This is a genomic window from Pseudomonas sp. KH_046_1, assembly GCF_057839025.1.
In genome coordinates this window covers 4,874,856-4,889,354 of sequence record NZ_CM174481.1, presented here as the reverse complement: position 1 = coordinate 4,889,354, position 14,499 = coordinate 4,874,856, and the positions used below count along the sequence as shown (strand labels likewise).

At 57.7% G+C, this 14,499-nt stretch carries 14 protein-coding genes and 4 tRNA genes; 11 read left to right on the top strand and 7 right to left on the bottom strand.

Annotated elements, in window-relative coordinates; genetic code table 11:
- Nucleotides 1-41 precede the first annotated feature (41 nt).
- The 5 genes from AC3IT9_RS22395 to AC3IT9_RS22375 all read left to right on the top strand — a co-directional run bounded on the left by AC3IT9_RS22395 (nt 42) and on the right by AC3IT9_RS22375 (nt 2,146).
- A complete protein-coding gene (locus AC3IT9_RS22395; RefSeq protein ID WP_007971040.1) occupies nt 42-1,283 on the top strand; it encodes an aspartate kinase in 1,242 nt (413 codons plus the stop codon).
- A gap of 188 nt (nt 1,284-1,471) precedes the next feature.
- The gene (gene csrA, locus AC3IT9_RS22390; protein WP_002554426.1) at nt 1,472-1,660 is read left to right on the top strand and encodes a carbon storage regulator CsrA; all 189 of its coding nucleotides are present in this window, start codon (nt 1,472-1,474) and stop codon (nt 1,658-1,660) included.
- 62 nt (nt 1,661-1,722) lie between these two features.
- Nucleotides 1,723-1,813: transfer RNA gene (locus tag AC3IT9_RS22385), tRNA-Ser, on the top strand.
- Between the two features lie 107 nt (nt 1,814-1,920).
- A tRNA-Arg gene (locus tag AC3IT9_RS22380) sits at nt 1,921-1,997 on the top strand.
- Between the two features lie 72 nt (nt 1,998-2,069).
- Nucleotides 2,070-2,146: transfer RNA gene (locus AC3IT9_RS22375), tRNA-Arg, on the top strand.
- A gap of 19 nt (nt 2,147-2,165) precedes the next feature.
- Here the strand turns inward: AC3IT9_RS22375 and AC3IT9_RS22370 are convergent.
- Entirely contained in the window at nt 2,166-2,684 is a 519-nt protein-coding gene (locus tag AC3IT9_RS22370; protein WP_150726089.1) for a cell envelope protein SmpA, read from the bottom strand.
- Nucleotides 2,685-3,004: 320 nt separating this feature from the next.
- Between AC3IT9_RS22370 and mgtE the strand changes: the two genes are divergently transcribed.
- A complete protein-coding gene (gene mgtE / locus AC3IT9_RS22365; protein ID WP_110660499.1) occupies nt 3,005-4,447 on the top strand; it encodes a magnesium transporter in 1,443 nt (480 codons plus the stop codon).
- Nucleotides 4,448-4,547: 100 nt separating this feature from the next.
- Here the strand turns inward: mgtE and AC3IT9_RS22360 are convergent, their stop codons facing one another.
- Nucleotides 4,548-4,874: an Arc family DNA-binding protein gene (locus AC3IT9_RS22360; protein WP_003178899.1), complete on the bottom strand. Its 327-nt coding sequence runs from the start codon at nt 4,872-4,874 to the stop codon at nt 4,548-4,550.
- A 410-nt stretch (nt 4,875-5,284) separates the two neighbouring features.
- The gene (locus tag AC3IT9_RS22355; protein ID WP_150756528.1) at nt 5,285-5,464 is read right to left on the bottom strand and encodes a PA3371 family protein; all 180 of its coding nucleotides are present in this window, start codon (nt 5,462-5,464) and stop codon (nt 5,285-5,287) included.
- Nucleotides 5,465-5,829: 365 nt separating this feature from the next.
- Between AC3IT9_RS22355 and AC3IT9_RS22350 the strand changes: the two genes are divergently transcribed.
- Nucleotides 5,830-5,906, top strand: a tRNA-Arg gene (locus AC3IT9_RS22350).
- Between the two features lie 559 nt (nt 5,907-6,465).
- Here AC3IT9_RS22350 and AC3IT9_RS22345 read toward each other — a convergent pair.
- Together AC3IT9_RS22345 and AC3IT9_RS22340 are read right to left on the bottom strand one after the other, a co-directional pair.
- A complete protein-coding gene (locus AC3IT9_RS22345) occupies nt 6,466-7,179 on the bottom strand; it encodes a response regulator transcription factor (protein ID WP_150754076.1) in 714 nt (237 codons plus the stop codon).
- Nucleotides 7,176-7,334: a hypothetical protein gene (locus AC3IT9_RS22340; protein ID WP_489271051.1), complete on the bottom strand. Its 159-nt coding sequence runs from the start codon at nt 7,332-7,334 to the stop codon at nt 7,176-7,178. Before AC3IT9_RS22340 ends, AC3IT9_RS22345 begins: the two co-directional genes overlap by 4 nt.
- Before the next feature lie 614 nt (nt 7,335-7,948).
- On the opposite strand from AC3IT9_RS22340, the gene AC3IT9_RS22335 reads away from it, so the two are divergent.
- The 4 genes from AC3IT9_RS22335 to AC3IT9_RS22320 all read left to right on the top strand — a co-directional run bounded on the left by AC3IT9_RS22335 (nt 7,949) and on the right by AC3IT9_RS22320 (nt 13,121).
- Complete coding sequence (locus AC3IT9_RS22335; protein WP_489271050.1) at nt 7,949-9,553, top strand: response regulator; 1,605 nt, start codon at nt 7,949-7,951, stop codon at nt 9,551-9,553.
- Nucleotides 9,550-10,242 (top strand): sensor histidine kinase, encoded by a 693-nt coding sequence (locus AC3IT9_RS22330; RefSeq protein ID WP_489271048.1) that lies wholly within the window; start codon nt 9,550-9,552, stop codon nt 10,240-10,242. Before AC3IT9_RS22335 ends, AC3IT9_RS22330 begins: the two co-directional genes overlap by 4 nt.
- Nucleotides 10,243-10,443: 201 nt before the next feature.
- Nucleotides 10,444-11,688, top strand: a complete 1,245-nt coding sequence (locus tag AC3IT9_RS22325) for a glutamine synthetase family protein (RefSeq protein WP_191633632.1) — start codon at nt 10,444-10,446, stop codon at nt 11,686-11,688.
- 62 nt (nt 11,689-11,750) lie between these two features.
- The gene (locus AC3IT9_RS22320) at nt 11,751-13,121 is read left to right on the top strand and encodes an MFS transporter (protein ID WP_150726095.1); all 1,371 of its coding nucleotides are present in this window, start codon (nt 11,751-11,753) and stop codon (nt 13,119-13,121) included.
- A gap of 66 nt (nt 13,122-13,187) precedes the next feature.
- On the opposite strand, the gene AC3IT9_RS22315 is transcribed toward AC3IT9_RS22320, so the two are convergent.
- Nucleotides 13,188-13,934, bottom strand: a complete 747-nt coding sequence (locus tag AC3IT9_RS22315) for a flagellar brake protein (protein ID WP_150754072.1) — start codon at nt 13,932-13,934, stop codon at nt 13,188-13,190.
- A 92-nt stretch (nt 13,935-14,026) separates the two neighbouring features.
- Nucleotides 14,027-14,494, bottom strand: coding sequence for a flagella synthesis protein FlgN (locus AC3IT9_RS22310; protein WP_489271047.1), 468 nt, complete (start codon nt 14,492-14,494; stop codon nt 14,027-14,029).
- Between the last annotated feature and the right edge of the window lie 5 nt (nt 14,495-14,499).

Below are 14,499 nucleotides of genomic sequence, written 5' to 3'. Positions count from 1 at the left end.
TGATTATTTGGGCGCCCTTCATGGGCAGAGGCGGCTTTGAAATGGCTTTGATCGTACAGAAATTTGGAGGCACCTCGGTCGGCACTGTCGAGAGAATCGAGCAGGTCGCCGACAAGGTTAAGAAATTCCGCGATGCCGGCGATGACCTGGTGGTTGTGCTGTCTGCAATGAGCGGCGAAACCAACCGTCTGATCGATCTGGCCAAGCAAATCAGTGGCGACGGCCAACCGGTTCCGCGCGAGCTGGACGTGATCGTCTCCACCGGTGAGCAGGTGACGATTGCCCTGTTGGCCATGGCGCTGATCAAGCGTGGCGTGCCGGCGGTGTCGTACACCGGCAACCAGGTGCGGATCCTGACGGATAGCGCGCACAATAAAGCGCGTATCTTGCAGATTGATGACCAGAAGATTCGCGGTGACCTCAAGGCAGGTCGTGTGGTGGTCGTCGCCGGTTTCCAGGGCGTCGACGAGCACGGCAACATCACCACCCTCGGTCGTGGCGGTTCCGACACCACCGGCGTGGCCTTGGCGGCAGCCCTGAAGGCTGACGAATGCCAGATCTACACCGACGTCGACGGTGTCTACACCACCGACCCGCGTGTGGTGTCCGTGGCTCAGCGCCTGGACAAGATTACCTTCGAAGAGATGCTGGAAATGGCCAGCCTCGGTTCCAAGGTGTTGCAGATCCGCGCGGTCGAGTTCGCCGGCAAGTACAACGTTCCGCTGCGCGTACTGCACAGCTTCAAGGAGGGTCCGGGCACCCTCATTACTATTGATGAAGAGGAAACCATGGAACAGCCGATCATTTCCGGTATCGCTTTCAACCGCGATGAAGCCAAGCTGACCATCCGTGGCGTGCCAGACATCCCGGGCGTTGCCTTCAAGATTCTCGGCCCGATCAGTGCCGCGAACATCGAAGTCGACATGATCGTGCAGAACGTCGCGCACGATAACACCACCGACTTCACCTTCACCGTGCACCGCAACGACTACCAGGCGGCGCAAGCCGTGCTGGAAAAGACCGCTGGCGAGCTGGGTGCCCGTGAAGTCGTGGGCGACACCAAGATCGCCAAGGTGTCGATCGTGGGCGTTGGCATGCGTTCTCACGCAGGCGTGGCCAGCCGCATGTTCGAATCCCTGGCCAAGGAAAGCATCAACATCCAGATGATCTCGACGTCGGAAATCAAAGTCTCCGTAGTGATCGAAGAGAAGTACCTGGAACTGGCTGTGCGCGCTCTGCACACGGCTTTCGAACTGGACGCACCGGCCCGCCAGGGCGAGTGATGCGTTTGCCAAAAGGCGCGGTCTGACCGCGCCTTTTGTTTTTTTGTATGGCGTGACCCCCGAGGCTGTTCTTTTGCTCACGCTAGTCAATACTCAGGCATGTAGGGCTGCGACCGCTCCGGTTGTGGGTCGAGTGCCTTTTTTTTGCAGACTGTTGTCCCTGAAATGTAATGCGTGAGGAGAAAGGTATGCTGATTCTGACTCGTCGGTGCGCAGAAAGCCTGATTATCGGTGATGGCGAAATCACCGTGACCGTGCTCGGCGTCAAAGGAAATCAAGTGCGCATCGGTGTTAATGCCCCCAAAGAGGTAGCTGTTCACCGGGAAGAAATTTACCTGCGTATCAAGAAAGAGAAGGACGAAGAACCAAGCCATTAATTTTTATCGTTTTTTATGTTTGCAAACGGGGAAGAAGCTGGTTAATATACGCCCCGTGTTGCGGAGAGCTGGCCGAGTGGCCGAAGGCGCTCCCCTGCTAAGGGAGTACACCTCAAAAGGGTGTCGGGGGTTCGAATCCCCCGTTCTCCGCCATTATTTGCGTAGTACGTTGTAATCTGGCTTCTTCGGTAAGTTGTTGAAATTACTAGAAAAAGTGCTTGACATAGAGATTAGACGGCCTATAATGCGCGGCAACAAATGCACTCGTAGCTCAGCTGGATAGAGTACTCGGCTACGAACCGAGCGGTCACAGGTTCGAATCCTGTCGAGTGCACCATTTAAGAGTTAGTTGCAGTAATGCAAGTAACTTGGCTTCAGCCAGTTGTGGTCTGGTCTAAAAACACAAAATGCACTCGTAGCTCAGCTGGATAGAGTACTCGGCTACGAACCGAGCGGTCACAGGTTCGAATCCTGTCGAGTGCACCATACAACAGAAAGCCCGCATCTAATGCGGGCTTTTTGCCGTCCGGGATTTGGCTTTTCCCTTCGTGCATCCCCTCTCGTCGAACTCCACCTGTGCACTGCGACCTCGCAGGGTGTCGTAACGATAGCTCGTAGCTGAATTGCGAATACTGATCTTGTCCGGCTTGCCGAGCGCGCTTTCGACGTCTTGCTGGCTCATGCCGGCGACCACTCGCTGATTGATGATCGCCTCCCGGCGCTGCCTGGCACTGATCAGGTTTCCACACTTGTCCTGCGCCTGACCGACCACGGTCGGCTCTTTTCTTTGGATTTTCATTCCTGATGTTTCACGGGGTTCGGCTGGCGGCATAAGCGCCATCGTGCTGCCGGGTGTAAAGGCACGGACGTCCTGAAGTGAAACACTCTCTCCCGCGGCACAACTCAGTGTGGTGAAAGTAATGCGCCCATTGGCCGCCTCGCAGCGCTGAACGGTGGTGGCGAGTGCCAAGGGTAGGGGGCTGAGCAGGCCGAGCAGTAAAAAGAATTGTGCAACTGATGGCATCAGGCGTCCTCCGTGACGTTCCTTTTCAAGGGTAGTGGCTACAATTTTCGAAGGGGGTGTGTTTTCTTTTCAGAATACGTCGTCGCACTTTCATGGATCAGGACGACGCTCAGGTTTGTTGTGCAAGCGCTTGTTTCAGCCGAGATTTTTTAACGTTTAAAACCGTCAGGCGGTGTATCATTGCGCCCGTCAGCCCCGCCGGGGCTTGTGGAATACCTCCATGGACTTACCCAGTAGTTACTCAGTACCCCGTTTCACCAATCATGAATTGACTGATTGATCCTTCCGGCGTGCCCCGCTGCTGGGAGTGGAGTTCGCCTATGTCTGAAATCGAAGTAAAGAAAACGCAGGAAAGCTTGCAGGATCGCCTGGCTCAGGTGGTTGAGTTGCTGCAGCGTCAGCGAGTTGTAGAAGACCTGACTCACCGCCAGGAAGGCCCGCATCATGACCGGGTCGAGAACCTGGTTCACCGGCAGAACCTCGTCGAGTTGCAACGCAAACTCGATGACCTGCACTCCGCCGACGTCGCCTACATCCTTGAAGCCTTGCCGCTGGACGATCGTCTGACGCTCTGGCAACTGGTCAAGGCTGATCGCGACGGCGACATCCTTCTTGAAGTATCCGATTCGGTCCGTGAATCGCTGATCGCCGACATGGACGATCACGAGCTCCTGGCAGCCGCCAAGGACATGGATGCCGACGAACTCGCTGACCTGGCCTCCGAGCTGCCGCGAGACGTCGTCCATGAGCTCATGGAGACCCTCGACCAGCAACAACGCGAGCGCGTGCGTTCGGCACTGTCCTACGACGAGGAGCAGGTCGGTGCACTGATGGACTTCGAGATGGTGACCATCCGCGAGGATGTCAGCCTTGAAGTGGTCTTGCGTTATCTGCGTCGTCTCAAGGAGTTGCCGGGCCACACCGACAAACTGTTCGTGGTCGATTACGACGGCGTCCTCAAGGGCGTGTTGCCGATCAAGCGTTTGCTGGTCAACGATCCGGACAAACAGGTTTCCGAGGTGATGGCCAGCGATCCGGTGAGTTTCCACCCGGACGAAGACGCCTACGATGCGGCTCAGGCGTTCGAACGTTACGACTTGATCTCCGCGCCTGTGGTCGACAAGAACGGCAAGCTGATCGGCCGTCTGACCATCGATGAAATGGTCGACCTGATCCGTGAAGAGAGCGAAAGCGAAGTTCTCAACATGGCGGGTCTGCGTGAAGAAGAAGACATTTTTGCGTCGGTCTGGAAATCCCTGCGTAACCGTTGGGCCTGGCTGGCGATCAACCTGATTACCGCGTTCGTGGCTTCTCGGGTCATCGGTTTGTTTGAAGGTTCGATCGAGAAGCTCGTGGCGCTTGCGGCGTTGATGCCGATCGTGGCGGGGATCGGCGGTAACTCGGGTAACCAGACCATCACCATGATTGTTCGGGCCATGGCGCTGGACCAGGTGAGCACCGGCAATACCTCGCGCCTGATGCGCAAGGAATTGGCGGTAGCGCTGATCAACGGCGTGATCTGGGGCGGGGTGATCGGTGTGGTTGCCTACCTGCTCTATGGCAGTTGGTCATTGGGCGTGGTGATGACCGCCGCGATGACGCTCAACCTGTTGCTGGCGGCATTGATGGGGGTTTTGATCCCGATGACCCTGGCGAAGATGGGGCGCGACCCGGCAATGGGGGCCAGTGTGATGATCACGGCCATGACCGACAGCGGCGGCTTTTTCATCTTCCTCGGGCTTGCGACAATCTTCCTGCTCTGAAGTCCGTTTCACTAAAACCCGCCGTCAGGCGGGTTTTTTTGTGCCCGGATTTCAGGCAAAAAAAGCCAGCGATCAGGCTGGCTTGGGCTTTCTGGCTGAATCAGGACGCGTCGGCGGCCATTTCAGCGTCATGGGCGATCAGCGAAACCAGGGCGTTCTGCTGACGATGGGAGAGCTGGCGGAAGCGCTGCAGCAACTCCCTTTCGTGCAAGGAAAGCTCCGGGCTGTCCAGGCGCATGCTCAACTCTTCGCCCAGTGCGCCTTCCTGAATAAGACTCTGCTCAAGGCGCGCAATAATTTCGGAGTTCATGCTGCGATGATGATTGCGAGCCACCTCGGCAATGCGTTCACGCATTCCGTCTGGCAGACGTACGACGAACTTGTCAGCCGTACGGCTGGAATAAATTGCCTGTTTCAATGGGCGCATATATTTAACCGGTTAGTTCAGGGGAGCGGTTTTCGGGATTGGCCGCAGGATGTCTGGTAGGACAAGCGCTCTGACCAAATGTTCAACCTGAATTGATAGGCGCGCATCATGCCTCAAACAAGCCAGATCCTTGGCGTCAATTCTGTGACAAATATTGAACTGTATAAAGGCTTTCTGCCAGCACCAATTATCAGAAATGCAGACTGGTTTGAAAAGTTCGACCGGGCCGTATCGCTTAGCGCTTTCTCCAACCCACGAAAGGCTTCTGACGGGCAGCAAAAGCCGACTCGATCCCTGTTCCTTGCCTTTTACAGAATAGTGGCAAATGGCCGATTTACTAGGGGAGGTCGTATAGCGGGGGGGAATTCAGGATGGATGGCAGGCCCTTGCACTGGATCTGCCATGTCGGATCAACGCAGTACCGGATCAAACTTGATCTTGCGTCCGGCAATCAATGCGAGCACGAACAGGGCGCTGAATACGCCACAGGCGATCAGGGGGAGGGTGACGACCACGTCCTGGGTCAATGACAGATGAAAAATGCCACTCAACATGGCGAGGATGAAGAAACTCGCGGCTGATCTGGACATGCTGTGCTCCTGGTGGGGGTCATTTCAAAATACCAAGCGTTCGGCAGATGGAGCCGGTACCAGGATGTTTTCCTGGCTGACAAAGTCGTGCTGGTCGCTTGTCGCTGCCAGCAGCTCGCACGCCAGAGTCTATCGGCAATTAAATTCTTTAAAAACAATGAATTAAGTTATTTTTGGTAAAGCGCAATATTGCATTTTTCAATGATGGCTTTTTGCGGTGATGCAATTTGCACGGTAAACAAGTCCGCGCCCGGCCGAGGCGAATGCCTACACTTAAAAAGCCCTACGGACGACATGACAAAAGCCAGCCCGGCCGTTAACATGCACGCCGTCCATCGCATCGCGTTTCGTCGCGGTCAACGTGTGTCTCAGTAGCTCAATTGGATAGAGCATCCCCCTCCTAAGGGGAAGGTTGGCAGTTCGAACCTGCCCTGGGACACCATATTTTGCAGCTCCCCTGCCTGTTTCAACGCTTCGTTTTCACGACTTGTAGATAAAGTTCGACAAATTCAGGTGCCAGGGATTTTCGAAGCCATCAACTCTACCTTCGTGACATTCCATCTCCTCTCCGTAGTCTGAATCTCCCATCCCGCCTGTACACGCCGATCGTCACCACTTCGTGGTACGTGAATCCCGACGACTCGGCAGGCGCGACCCAGCAGGAGACGCTGACGACAACGACACCCAGAGTTTCGCCGCCAACTTAAAACAACGACCATCACCTTGGTCGGGGTCGATCTTCAGAGTAACGACATCTTTTTTGGCAGTGCCTGAGGCATCGCGCGCGTGAACGGATCCGCATGATCGCATCCGCCGTGAACTATCGAGCAGCACAAGGCTTAATGAGCGCGGCGGGTAGATACGGGTTAACGCGGCAGGGGACACCAGGAACGACATCAGCATTGCGGGTACCCTGTTCTGGGTCTTCGACAAGGACGGCGAGACAGTGACGACCTACCCCCTGAAAGTGAAGGGCAGACCGTCTTGTATTGACTTGAATTTCAATCCAGTTCCACCCAGACGGACTCGGTCGGTGCTTCATTGGTGAGCCCGTGTTTCAGCGCATACATCAACAAGTCGATGCGGTTGATGAGATTAAGCTTTTGATAGATGTTGCTGAGGTGGTTGTGCACGGTGTGCTCGCTGATCCCCAGGCGCCCGGCGATGCTCACATATTTGGCGGACGGTTCGCCCACGATGGCGCGAATCAGTTCTCTCTCGCGCAGCGTCAACCGCGCCTGTTTCGCCCGCTCCAGATTGCATTTCAAGGGTATGTGCCCGGTCGCGGAATAGCCGGAAAGGCCGCCAGCCCAGGCTCTATCCATTGCGAAGTCGCTGTGGTGGACCTTGAGGATGGCCTGGATAATCGATTCCGTCGGGTCTTCCGCCAGCACGATGCCGCGAGCGCCAGCTTCTATCGCCTGGGCAGCGGGGACGACTTCGTATAGGCCCTTGAGCAGCAGCACTTTCATTTCGGCGCTACGGGTGAGTCCCGCGACGACCTCCAGAGGATTTAGCGCATCCGGAAAGAAACTGAAAAAAATGACGTTGGGCCGCAACTGATCGGCAAGATCCAGCGCACTGGTATAAGTGGTGGCCTGTGCTATCACTTCCATCTGGGGCTTTCTGGCATTGATCAAGTCGTGAAGGCCCTTGAGCACGAGGGGGCGACAATCGATCAACATCACGCGAATGGGTTCTTTTTGGTCAGTCATGATCTTCCTGACCCCCTTGAAAAACCGGTGATGGCCTCCAGAGCCCCTTGGGCCATTTCCATCAACAGCACCGGCAGGGAGGGCGAACGTTTCCAAAAGGCAGGCAAGGCCCGAGAGAGAAGATTTATACGAATAATTATCAGTGATTTACGCATGATGATGTGCTCCCTCCCGCCTCTCAACTGATTCTAGGCCAGCCCGGAGCGCTACCTGCCTGCCCATCCGTCGGTCCTCGATGTACGCCCAGTGCGAGTAGGCCTGACCGCTGCTCTCAAGAGGGGGGGGTAACCCTCGAAAATCAAGGTATTAGGCTCGCCACAGGTGGCCAGTGGCCAAGGTCTGATCCTGATTGCATTCGTCAATTAATCGACGAGTGGTGTTCACTTAGGAGTGCCAATATCGACTTAGTCAATTTATCGGCGAATTCTGCCTGGCCAGCCACCGGCATTTGCTGATGTTCATGTATTGCTGGTGTTCATGTATCAGCATTTTTTTGTGCGCGAGGTGTCGTTTTCAGTAAGGGCTTCACATATTCAGAATGAGCGTCGGGGAAGGTTCTCAAGGGAACGCTGTTGCTGGCCGATAACCCGGGCAGTCAGGGACTTGTTCGTCTCTTCCGGTCGGCATGGGGGTTCATTGTCTATGCGAAGGTGTTTGATGGCCTAGTGCCACCCTTTATCATCAGCGCGCCAAATCAAGGGCTGCGAAGCTGAGTCCGTCCGTGTATTTGTCTTTGGGTTCTTCTTCTTAAATTGCCTGGAAATCTTCGATGCTGTCGTATCACCAAAAGCGTTTTCTGATCGTCGATGATTTCTCGGACTTTCGCAGTTCGGTCAGGTCGATGCTGCGTGAACTGGGCGTCAAGGAAGTGGACACTGCCGATACCGGCGAGCAGGCGCTGAAAATGTGCTCGCAGAAGGCCTACGATTTCATCCTGCAGGACTTTCACCTGGGCGACGGCAAGAAGAACGGCCAGCAGGTGCTCGAAGACCTGATGGAAGAAAAACTGATCAGCCATGAAGCGGTGTTCGTCATGGTCACCGCCGAAACCAGCCAGGCCATGGTGCTCAGTGCGCTGGAGCATGAGCCCGATGCCTACCTGACCAAGCCGTTCAACCGTTCCAGCCTGGCCCAGCGCCTGGAGCGCCTGGAGCAGCGCAAGACCCTGCTCAAGCCGATCCTGCAGGCCCTCGACCGGGGCAAGCCGATGGAGGTGCTCAACGCCTGTATCGCCCTGTGCAAGCAAGACATCCGCTATTCGCCACTGTGCTTGCGCTATCGCGCCGATGCCCTGCGCGACCTGAATCAGAACGAAGCGCTGGAGCGCCTCTACGACGGCATCATCGCCGACCGTCCGTTGCCATGGGCGTTTGCCGGGTTGGGCAAGTTGTTGTTCAAGCGCGGTCAGGTCGGGCAAGCCAAGGGCATTTATGAGAAAGCCCTGAAAGTCTTCCCGATGATGCCCGCGCTCTACGACGGCATGGCTGACGTGCTGGTCGCCGAAGGGGACACCAAGGGGGCGCAGCGTGTCCTGGAAGAGGCGATTCGCCTGTCGCCGCTGGCGGTGCGTCGCCAGGCATTGCTCGGTAAGCTGGCGATGACCAACGAGGACTTCGACACGGCGGCCAAGGCCTACCGCCAAGCCGTGAGCCAGGGCGCGCAGTCGCGGTTCAAGGATGCCGAGAGCAACCTTGGCCTGGCCCATGCATTGATCAGCAAGGGCAGCGAAAGGGGCCTGGACACGCGGACCCGACTGGAAATCAACACCACCTTGAGCGCCGTGGCCAAGGAAAACCCTTCCGATCCGGGCCTGCAAATCCGCGCGCGCCTGATGAAGGCCACCAGCCTGTTGCTCAATGATGCCGAGACGGCGGACAAGCTTACCGAGCAAGCCTTGTTGCGCCTGGATGGCATGGAGCAATTCATGAGCGCCGAAGCCGCTTTGCTGGTGGCCAAGCAGCTGAAACTGCTCGGGCAGACCGAGGCCGGTACCGCGATGCTGAAAAACTGCGTGGAAATCTATGGCGACGATCCAGTGGTCATGAAGGACATCGCCAAGCAGACCGACGACCCGAGCATCCTCAATTCCGGCAACGCCGCCGCGGAACTCAACCGTCAGGGCGTGCGCGTGTACAAGACCGGCAACCTGGTGGAGGCCCGGCAGGTATTCCGCAAAGCCCTGGCGATGCAACCGAAGAACATCAGTATCGCCCTGAACATGGCGCAGTCGTTGTTGCATGGCACCGATACCAGCGCTCCTTCGGCGGAGCTGGAGGAGTGCCGGGCCTGCCTGAAAATGGTCGGCCTGATGCCCGACTCCGACGCGCGCTATCCGCGTTACCAGAAGCTGAAAAGTAAGGCGCTTGGCCAATGAATGACAATGAGCAGGCACTGGATTTCTCCACGGTGATCGCCTCTACCGTGCACGACATGAAGAACTCGCTGGCCATGCTGATGCAGGCCCACAGCCAGTGGCTGGGGCGATTGCCGGAGTCGGCGCAGAAGACGCCGGAGCAGGGCGTGATTGACTTCGAGTTCGCCCACCTCAACGGCATGCTGGTGCAGTTGCTGGGGCTGTACAAGCTCGGCGTCAACCAGATGCCCTTGCAACCGGCCTACCATGAACTGGACGACTTCATCGAGGCGCAACTGGCATGCCATCAGGAGGTGTTCGCCAGTCGCGGCATCATGGCCACCTATGAAGTGGACCCACTGAGCCCGTTGGGTTTCTTCGACCGTGAGTTGATCGCGTCGGTATTGGCCAACTGCATCAACAACGCCATTCGCTTTGCACGGCATGCCGTTTTGATCAGCGTCAGCGACGAAGCCGGGCAACTGGTGTTGACTATCAATGACGATGGCGAGGGATACCCGGCGCAGATGCTCGAGCGTCAGGCCGATTACGTGCAGGGCATCAATCAAAGCACTGGCAGCACCGGGCTGGGCCTGTACTTTGCCGGGCGAATTGCCGCGCTGCATCAACGCAACGGCGTGGGTGGGCGTACCGAAATCAGCAATGGTGGTCCGTTGGGCGGTGGAGTGTTCCGCCTTTACCTGCCCTGACGGGCAGCAAAATTTTCGACGCTGCTTGAAATTCCGAACACGCGGAGCCTATTTTGTACGGTCGCCGTTCGCGGCCCGCACAATAACAAGGATAGCGTCATGACAACCGTTGGCCTGAGTTCACTCGCGCAGCGATTGACGGGCATTGATGAAGTTGAGTGTGTCACGCCGGATTTGAATGGCGTTCCACGGGGCAAAGTGATGACCTGCGAGGGTTTTCTCGACGGTCGACGTTTGCAGATGGCACGGGGCGTGCTGCTGCAATGCATCATGGGCGGATATCCGCCGGCGCGTTTTTACGGCAGCGATGATGGCGACCTGGCGCTGATCCCGGACCCGGCACAAATCCACCGCTTGCCCTGGAGCCATCCACCGCGGGGCTTCGCCATTTGCGACGCGAATGAACTGGGCACCACCACCAGCTCAAATCTGTCGACCCGTGGCCAGCTCAAGGCCGTGATCGCCCGTTACGCGGCCCGCGGCCTGGCGCCCGTGGTGGCGACCGAGCTTGAGTTCTTCGTTTTTGCGCCCAACACCGACCCGACTCAGTCGTTCCAGCCGCCGTTGGGGCTGGACGGTCGCCGCGAAGACGGTCAGTCGGCGTTCAGCGTCAGTTCCAATAACGGCTTGCGGCCGTTCTTCAATGAAGTCTACGAATGCATGGCTGCGTTGGGGTTGCCTCGCGATACCTTCATGCACGAAATGGGCGTCAGCCAGTTCGAGATCAATCTGCTGCACGGTGATCCGCTGTTGCTGGCCGACCAGACGTTCCTGTTCAAGCACTTGCTCAAGGAAGTTGCCCTCAAGCACGGCCTGAGCGTGGTGTGCATGGCCAAGCCGTTGCCGCATACGCCGGGCAGTTCGATGCATATTCACCAAAGTGTGGTGGAGATCGATTCGGGGCGTAACGTGTTCAGTGATGAAGCGGGGCAGGAGACGCCGACGTTCCGCCACTTCATTGCCGGCCAGCAAGTTTGCATGGCCGACTTCACCGCGTTGTTTGCGCCGAACGTGAATTCCTATCAGCGCTTGTGCCACCCTTACGCCTCACCGAATAATGCCTGCTGGTCCCATGACAACCGGGCGGCCGGCCTGCGCATTCCGGCCAGTTTACCGGTGGCCCGTCGGGTCGAGAACCGCTTGCCAGGGGCCGATGCCAACCCGTATCTGGCGATTGCCGCAAGCCTGGCGGCGGGGTTGCATGGCATCGAGAACACGCTGGAACCGAGTGCGCCGATCCAGGGTGAGTTCGAAGTGCCGGACAATCTTTCGTTACCGTGTACCTTGCATGCGGCACTTGAGCGTCTGAAACGTAGCCAGTTGGCCAAGGAACTGTTCGGCGCGGAATTCATCGAAGGCTACATCGCTTCGAAGACCCTGGAGCTGAGCAGTTTCCATGATGAAATTACTCCCTGGGAGCGTCGTGTTTTAGCGACCCAGGCCTGACGATCCGTCGACATCCGGCTATCGTTTAGCGGTAGCCGATTCTCACTGCAAGGAGCCGCTCGTTGCGCCAAATCTGGAAATCCTTTCGAGCGCTGTATTTCGCCTCGCTGATGATGTTGATCGGCTCGGGCCTGTTGAGTACTTACCTGGGCCTGCGCCTGGCGGCCGACCATGTCGACAGCCTGTGGGTCGGTGCTTTGATGGCCGCCAACTACTTCGGCCTGGTGCTGGGGGGCAAGATCGGTCACCGGTTGATTGCCCGGGTCGGGCATATCCGGGCCTACTCGGCCTGTGCCGGGATTGTCGGCGCGGCGGTGTTGGGTCATGGCCTGACCGATTGGTTGCCGGCCTGGCTGTTCCTGCGGGTGATCGTCGGCCTCGGCATGATGTGCCAGTACATGGTGATCGAGAGCTGGCTCAATGAACAGGCCGATGCCAATCAGCGCGGGTTGGTATTCAGCGGTTACATGATCGCCTCTTACCTGGGCCTGGTGATGGGGCAACTGATTCTGGTCATGCATCCGGCGCTGGGGCTGGAATTGCTGATGCTGGTCGCCCTGTGTTTCGCCCTGTGCCTGGTGCCGGTGGCGCTGACCCGACGGATTCACCCGGCACCCTTGCATCCGGCACCGATGGAGCCACGGTTCTTTATCAAGCGCGTGCCACAGTCATTGAGCACGGTGCTCGGGGCAGGCCTGATCGTCGGTTCGTTCTACGGTCTGGCACCGCTGTATGCCTCGCAGCAAGGGTTGTCCACGGAGCAGGTCGGTCTGTTCATGGGTAGCTGCATTTTTGCCGGGCTGCTGGTGCAGTGGCCATTGGGCTGGTTGTCCGATCGCTACGACCGGGCCGTGTTGATCCGCAGTTTCGCCTTCAGCCTGGCACTGGCTGCACTGCCGCTGGCGATCATGCCGCAGGTGCCGTTGGAGATTCTGTTTATCGCCGGTTTTGTCTGTTCGCTGGTGCAGTTCTGCCTGTATCCATTGGCAGTGGCGTTCTCCAACGACCATGTCGAAGGCGATCGCCGGGTGTCCCTGACGGCGATGTTGCTGGTGACCTATGGTGTTGGCGCGAGTATCGGGCCGCTGGTGGCAGGCGTGCTGATGAAGTTGTTCGGCAGCCAGATGCTCTATGCCTTCTTCAGTTTCTTCGCGTTGGTGCTGGTGTGGCGGATTCGCCCGAAAGCGGTGACCAACCTGCATCAGGTCGACGACGCACCGCTGCATCACGTGGCCATGCCGGACAATATGACGAGTTCGCCACTGGTGGCCTGCCTCGACCCGCGTGTTGATGAGCAGGTGGTGCAGGATCAGATGTGCAACCCGGTGAATCCGGAACCGCCAGCCGAACCTGAATCCGAATCAGAAACCGATCAACCGCCAGAAGACCCTGATTCGGGGCGCGAGCAAAGCTTTACCGAGGCCAGGCCTTAAAACCGGGGGACAAAAAAACGGGCAGTCACCGCAAGGGACTGCCCGTTTTTTTGTTGAAGCGCTCTATCAGAGATCGTCTTTGTCGAAACGACGTGCTTCACGTTGCAACTGATAGACGAAGCGTTCGACCTGACGCTGCACCAGCCCGCTCATGTTATGGAAGCGAACGCCGGCGAAGGTGGTGGAAATCCTTTCTTCGAAGTGCAGATAACGCAACTCGACCGGCGCGGTCATCTTGCCAAAGGGCAGTTCGGCGTTGAAGCGGTCGTAAACCTGACCCAGTTGCAGGCTGCCAGTGATGTCGCCGTCGAAGCGCAGTTTGCAGCCGGTAGCGGAAATATCCAGCAGCTTGCCGCTGATGGGGGCCTTGAGCTTTTCGCCGTCGAGGTTGACGTTGACCAGTTGTGCCAGTTTCAGCGCGGCGCGGAACGCATTACGGCGCTGGTGGTACACCACTTCGTCGGGCAGGGCGCCGCGATAGCAGCGGCTGCCAGCGGATTCGTCGATGTTCAACCGGCCGTTGCTTTCCCAGGCAATGCGTACGCCTTCGTGGAAGCCTTCGACCCTGAACGGCTCGCCCGCCAGCAGGTAGCGCTCGCCATCACGGGGAATCATTTCGTCCAGGGCAATCATGTTGCTGTCACGGTCCAGGTCCACCAGATAGCTCTGGAAGCGCTGGCTGCGCTCGTGGAACGTGATGATCAGCGGGTCATGGCTTTCGAGCAGCTGGCGCAGGTTGCTGGAGATTTCCAAGGGCGTGGAGAGCACCTTGGGTGGCTGCGGAGCATCATCCACGGATAAGGCATTGGACACGGTTAATCAATCTCCAGACAAAATTTGACTACGGCAGTATGGCAGTTTGCCAGTATGTTGCGCGTCTTGATAGAGCGGGGGCATTGACCGGCTCATGCCTGGCTGAGCGGGCGCGGCTTGGCAAGCTTGGAGAATGTTCCGCTGGCATCGTAAAGCGCCGGGGTTTCACCGCCGGTGAGGATTTTCAGCTGGGTGGCCGTAGCGGCCTGCTGAGTGAGGATCGACTGGCCGTTGTTGGCGTTGATGGCCTGGCACTGAGCCAGGAGATCGGTCAGCACGTCACTTTGCGCCAGCAACTGCTCGCCAATGCTCGACTGGCCGGCCAATTGCTCCAGACCGCCGCGGTTGGTCGGCAGGTTGAGGCTGGCGAGAATTTCACTGCGCTTGCGGCCATGCTGTTCGAGCAAAACGACCAATGCCTGTTTCTGCGCCAGGATGTTCTCGAGCAATGGCATGTCGCGGCCATGCAATGCGAGGGATTCGGTCTGCAGTAATTCCAGCAGGTGTTGCGCCGGGGCAAAGTCGTCGGTGATCAGTTGCAGTAGATTATTGTCGTGCATGGCTG

Bases quoted from the DNA above. Each gene is read 5' to 3' on its own strand.
- AC3IT9_RS22395 (WP_007971040.1), top strand. From the start codon at position 42: ATGGCTTTGATCGTACAGAAATTTGGAGGCACCTCGGTCGGCACTGTC.
- csrA (WP_002554426.1), top strand. From the start codon at position 1,472: ATGCTGATTCTGACTCGTCGGTGCGCAGAAAGCCTGATTATCGGTGAT.
- AC3IT9_RS22370 (WP_150726089.1), bottom strand. From the start codon at position 2,684: ATGCCATCAGTTGCACAATTCTTTTTACTGCTCGGCCTGCTCAGCCCC.
- mgtE (WP_110660499.1), top strand. From the start codon at position 3,005: ATGTCTGAAATCGAAGTAAAGAAAACGCAGGAAAGCTTGCAGGATCGC.
- AC3IT9_RS22360 (WP_003178899.1), bottom strand. From the start codon at position 4,874: ATGCGCCCATTGAAACAGGCAATTTATTCCAGCCGTACGGCTGACAAG.
- AC3IT9_RS22355 (WP_150756528.1), bottom strand. From the start codon at position 5,464: ATGTCCAGATCAGCCGCGAGTTTCTTCATCCTCGCCATGTTGAGTGGC.
- AC3IT9_RS22345 (WP_150754076.1), bottom strand. From the start codon at position 7,179: ATGACTGACCAAAAAGAACCCATTCGCGTGATGTTGATCGATTGTCGC.
- AC3IT9_RS22340 (WP_489271051.1), bottom strand. From the start codon at position 7,334: ATGCGTAAATCACTGATAATTATTCGTATAAATCTTCTCTCTCGGGCC.
- AC3IT9_RS22335 (WP_489271050.1), top strand. From the start codon at position 7,949: ATGCTGTCGTATCACCAAAAGCGTTTTCTGATCGTCGATGATTTCTCG.
- AC3IT9_RS22330 (WP_489271048.1), top strand. From the start codon at position 9,550: ATGAATGACAATGAGCAGGCACTGGATTTCTCCACGGTGATCGCCTCT.
- AC3IT9_RS22325 (WP_191633632.1), top strand. From the start codon at position 10,444: ATGACCTGCGAGGGTTTTCTCGACGGTCGACGTTTGCAGATGGCACGG.
- AC3IT9_RS22310 (WP_489271047.1), bottom strand. From the start codon at position 14,494: ATGCACGACAATAATCTACTGCAACTGATCACCGACGACTTTGCCCCG.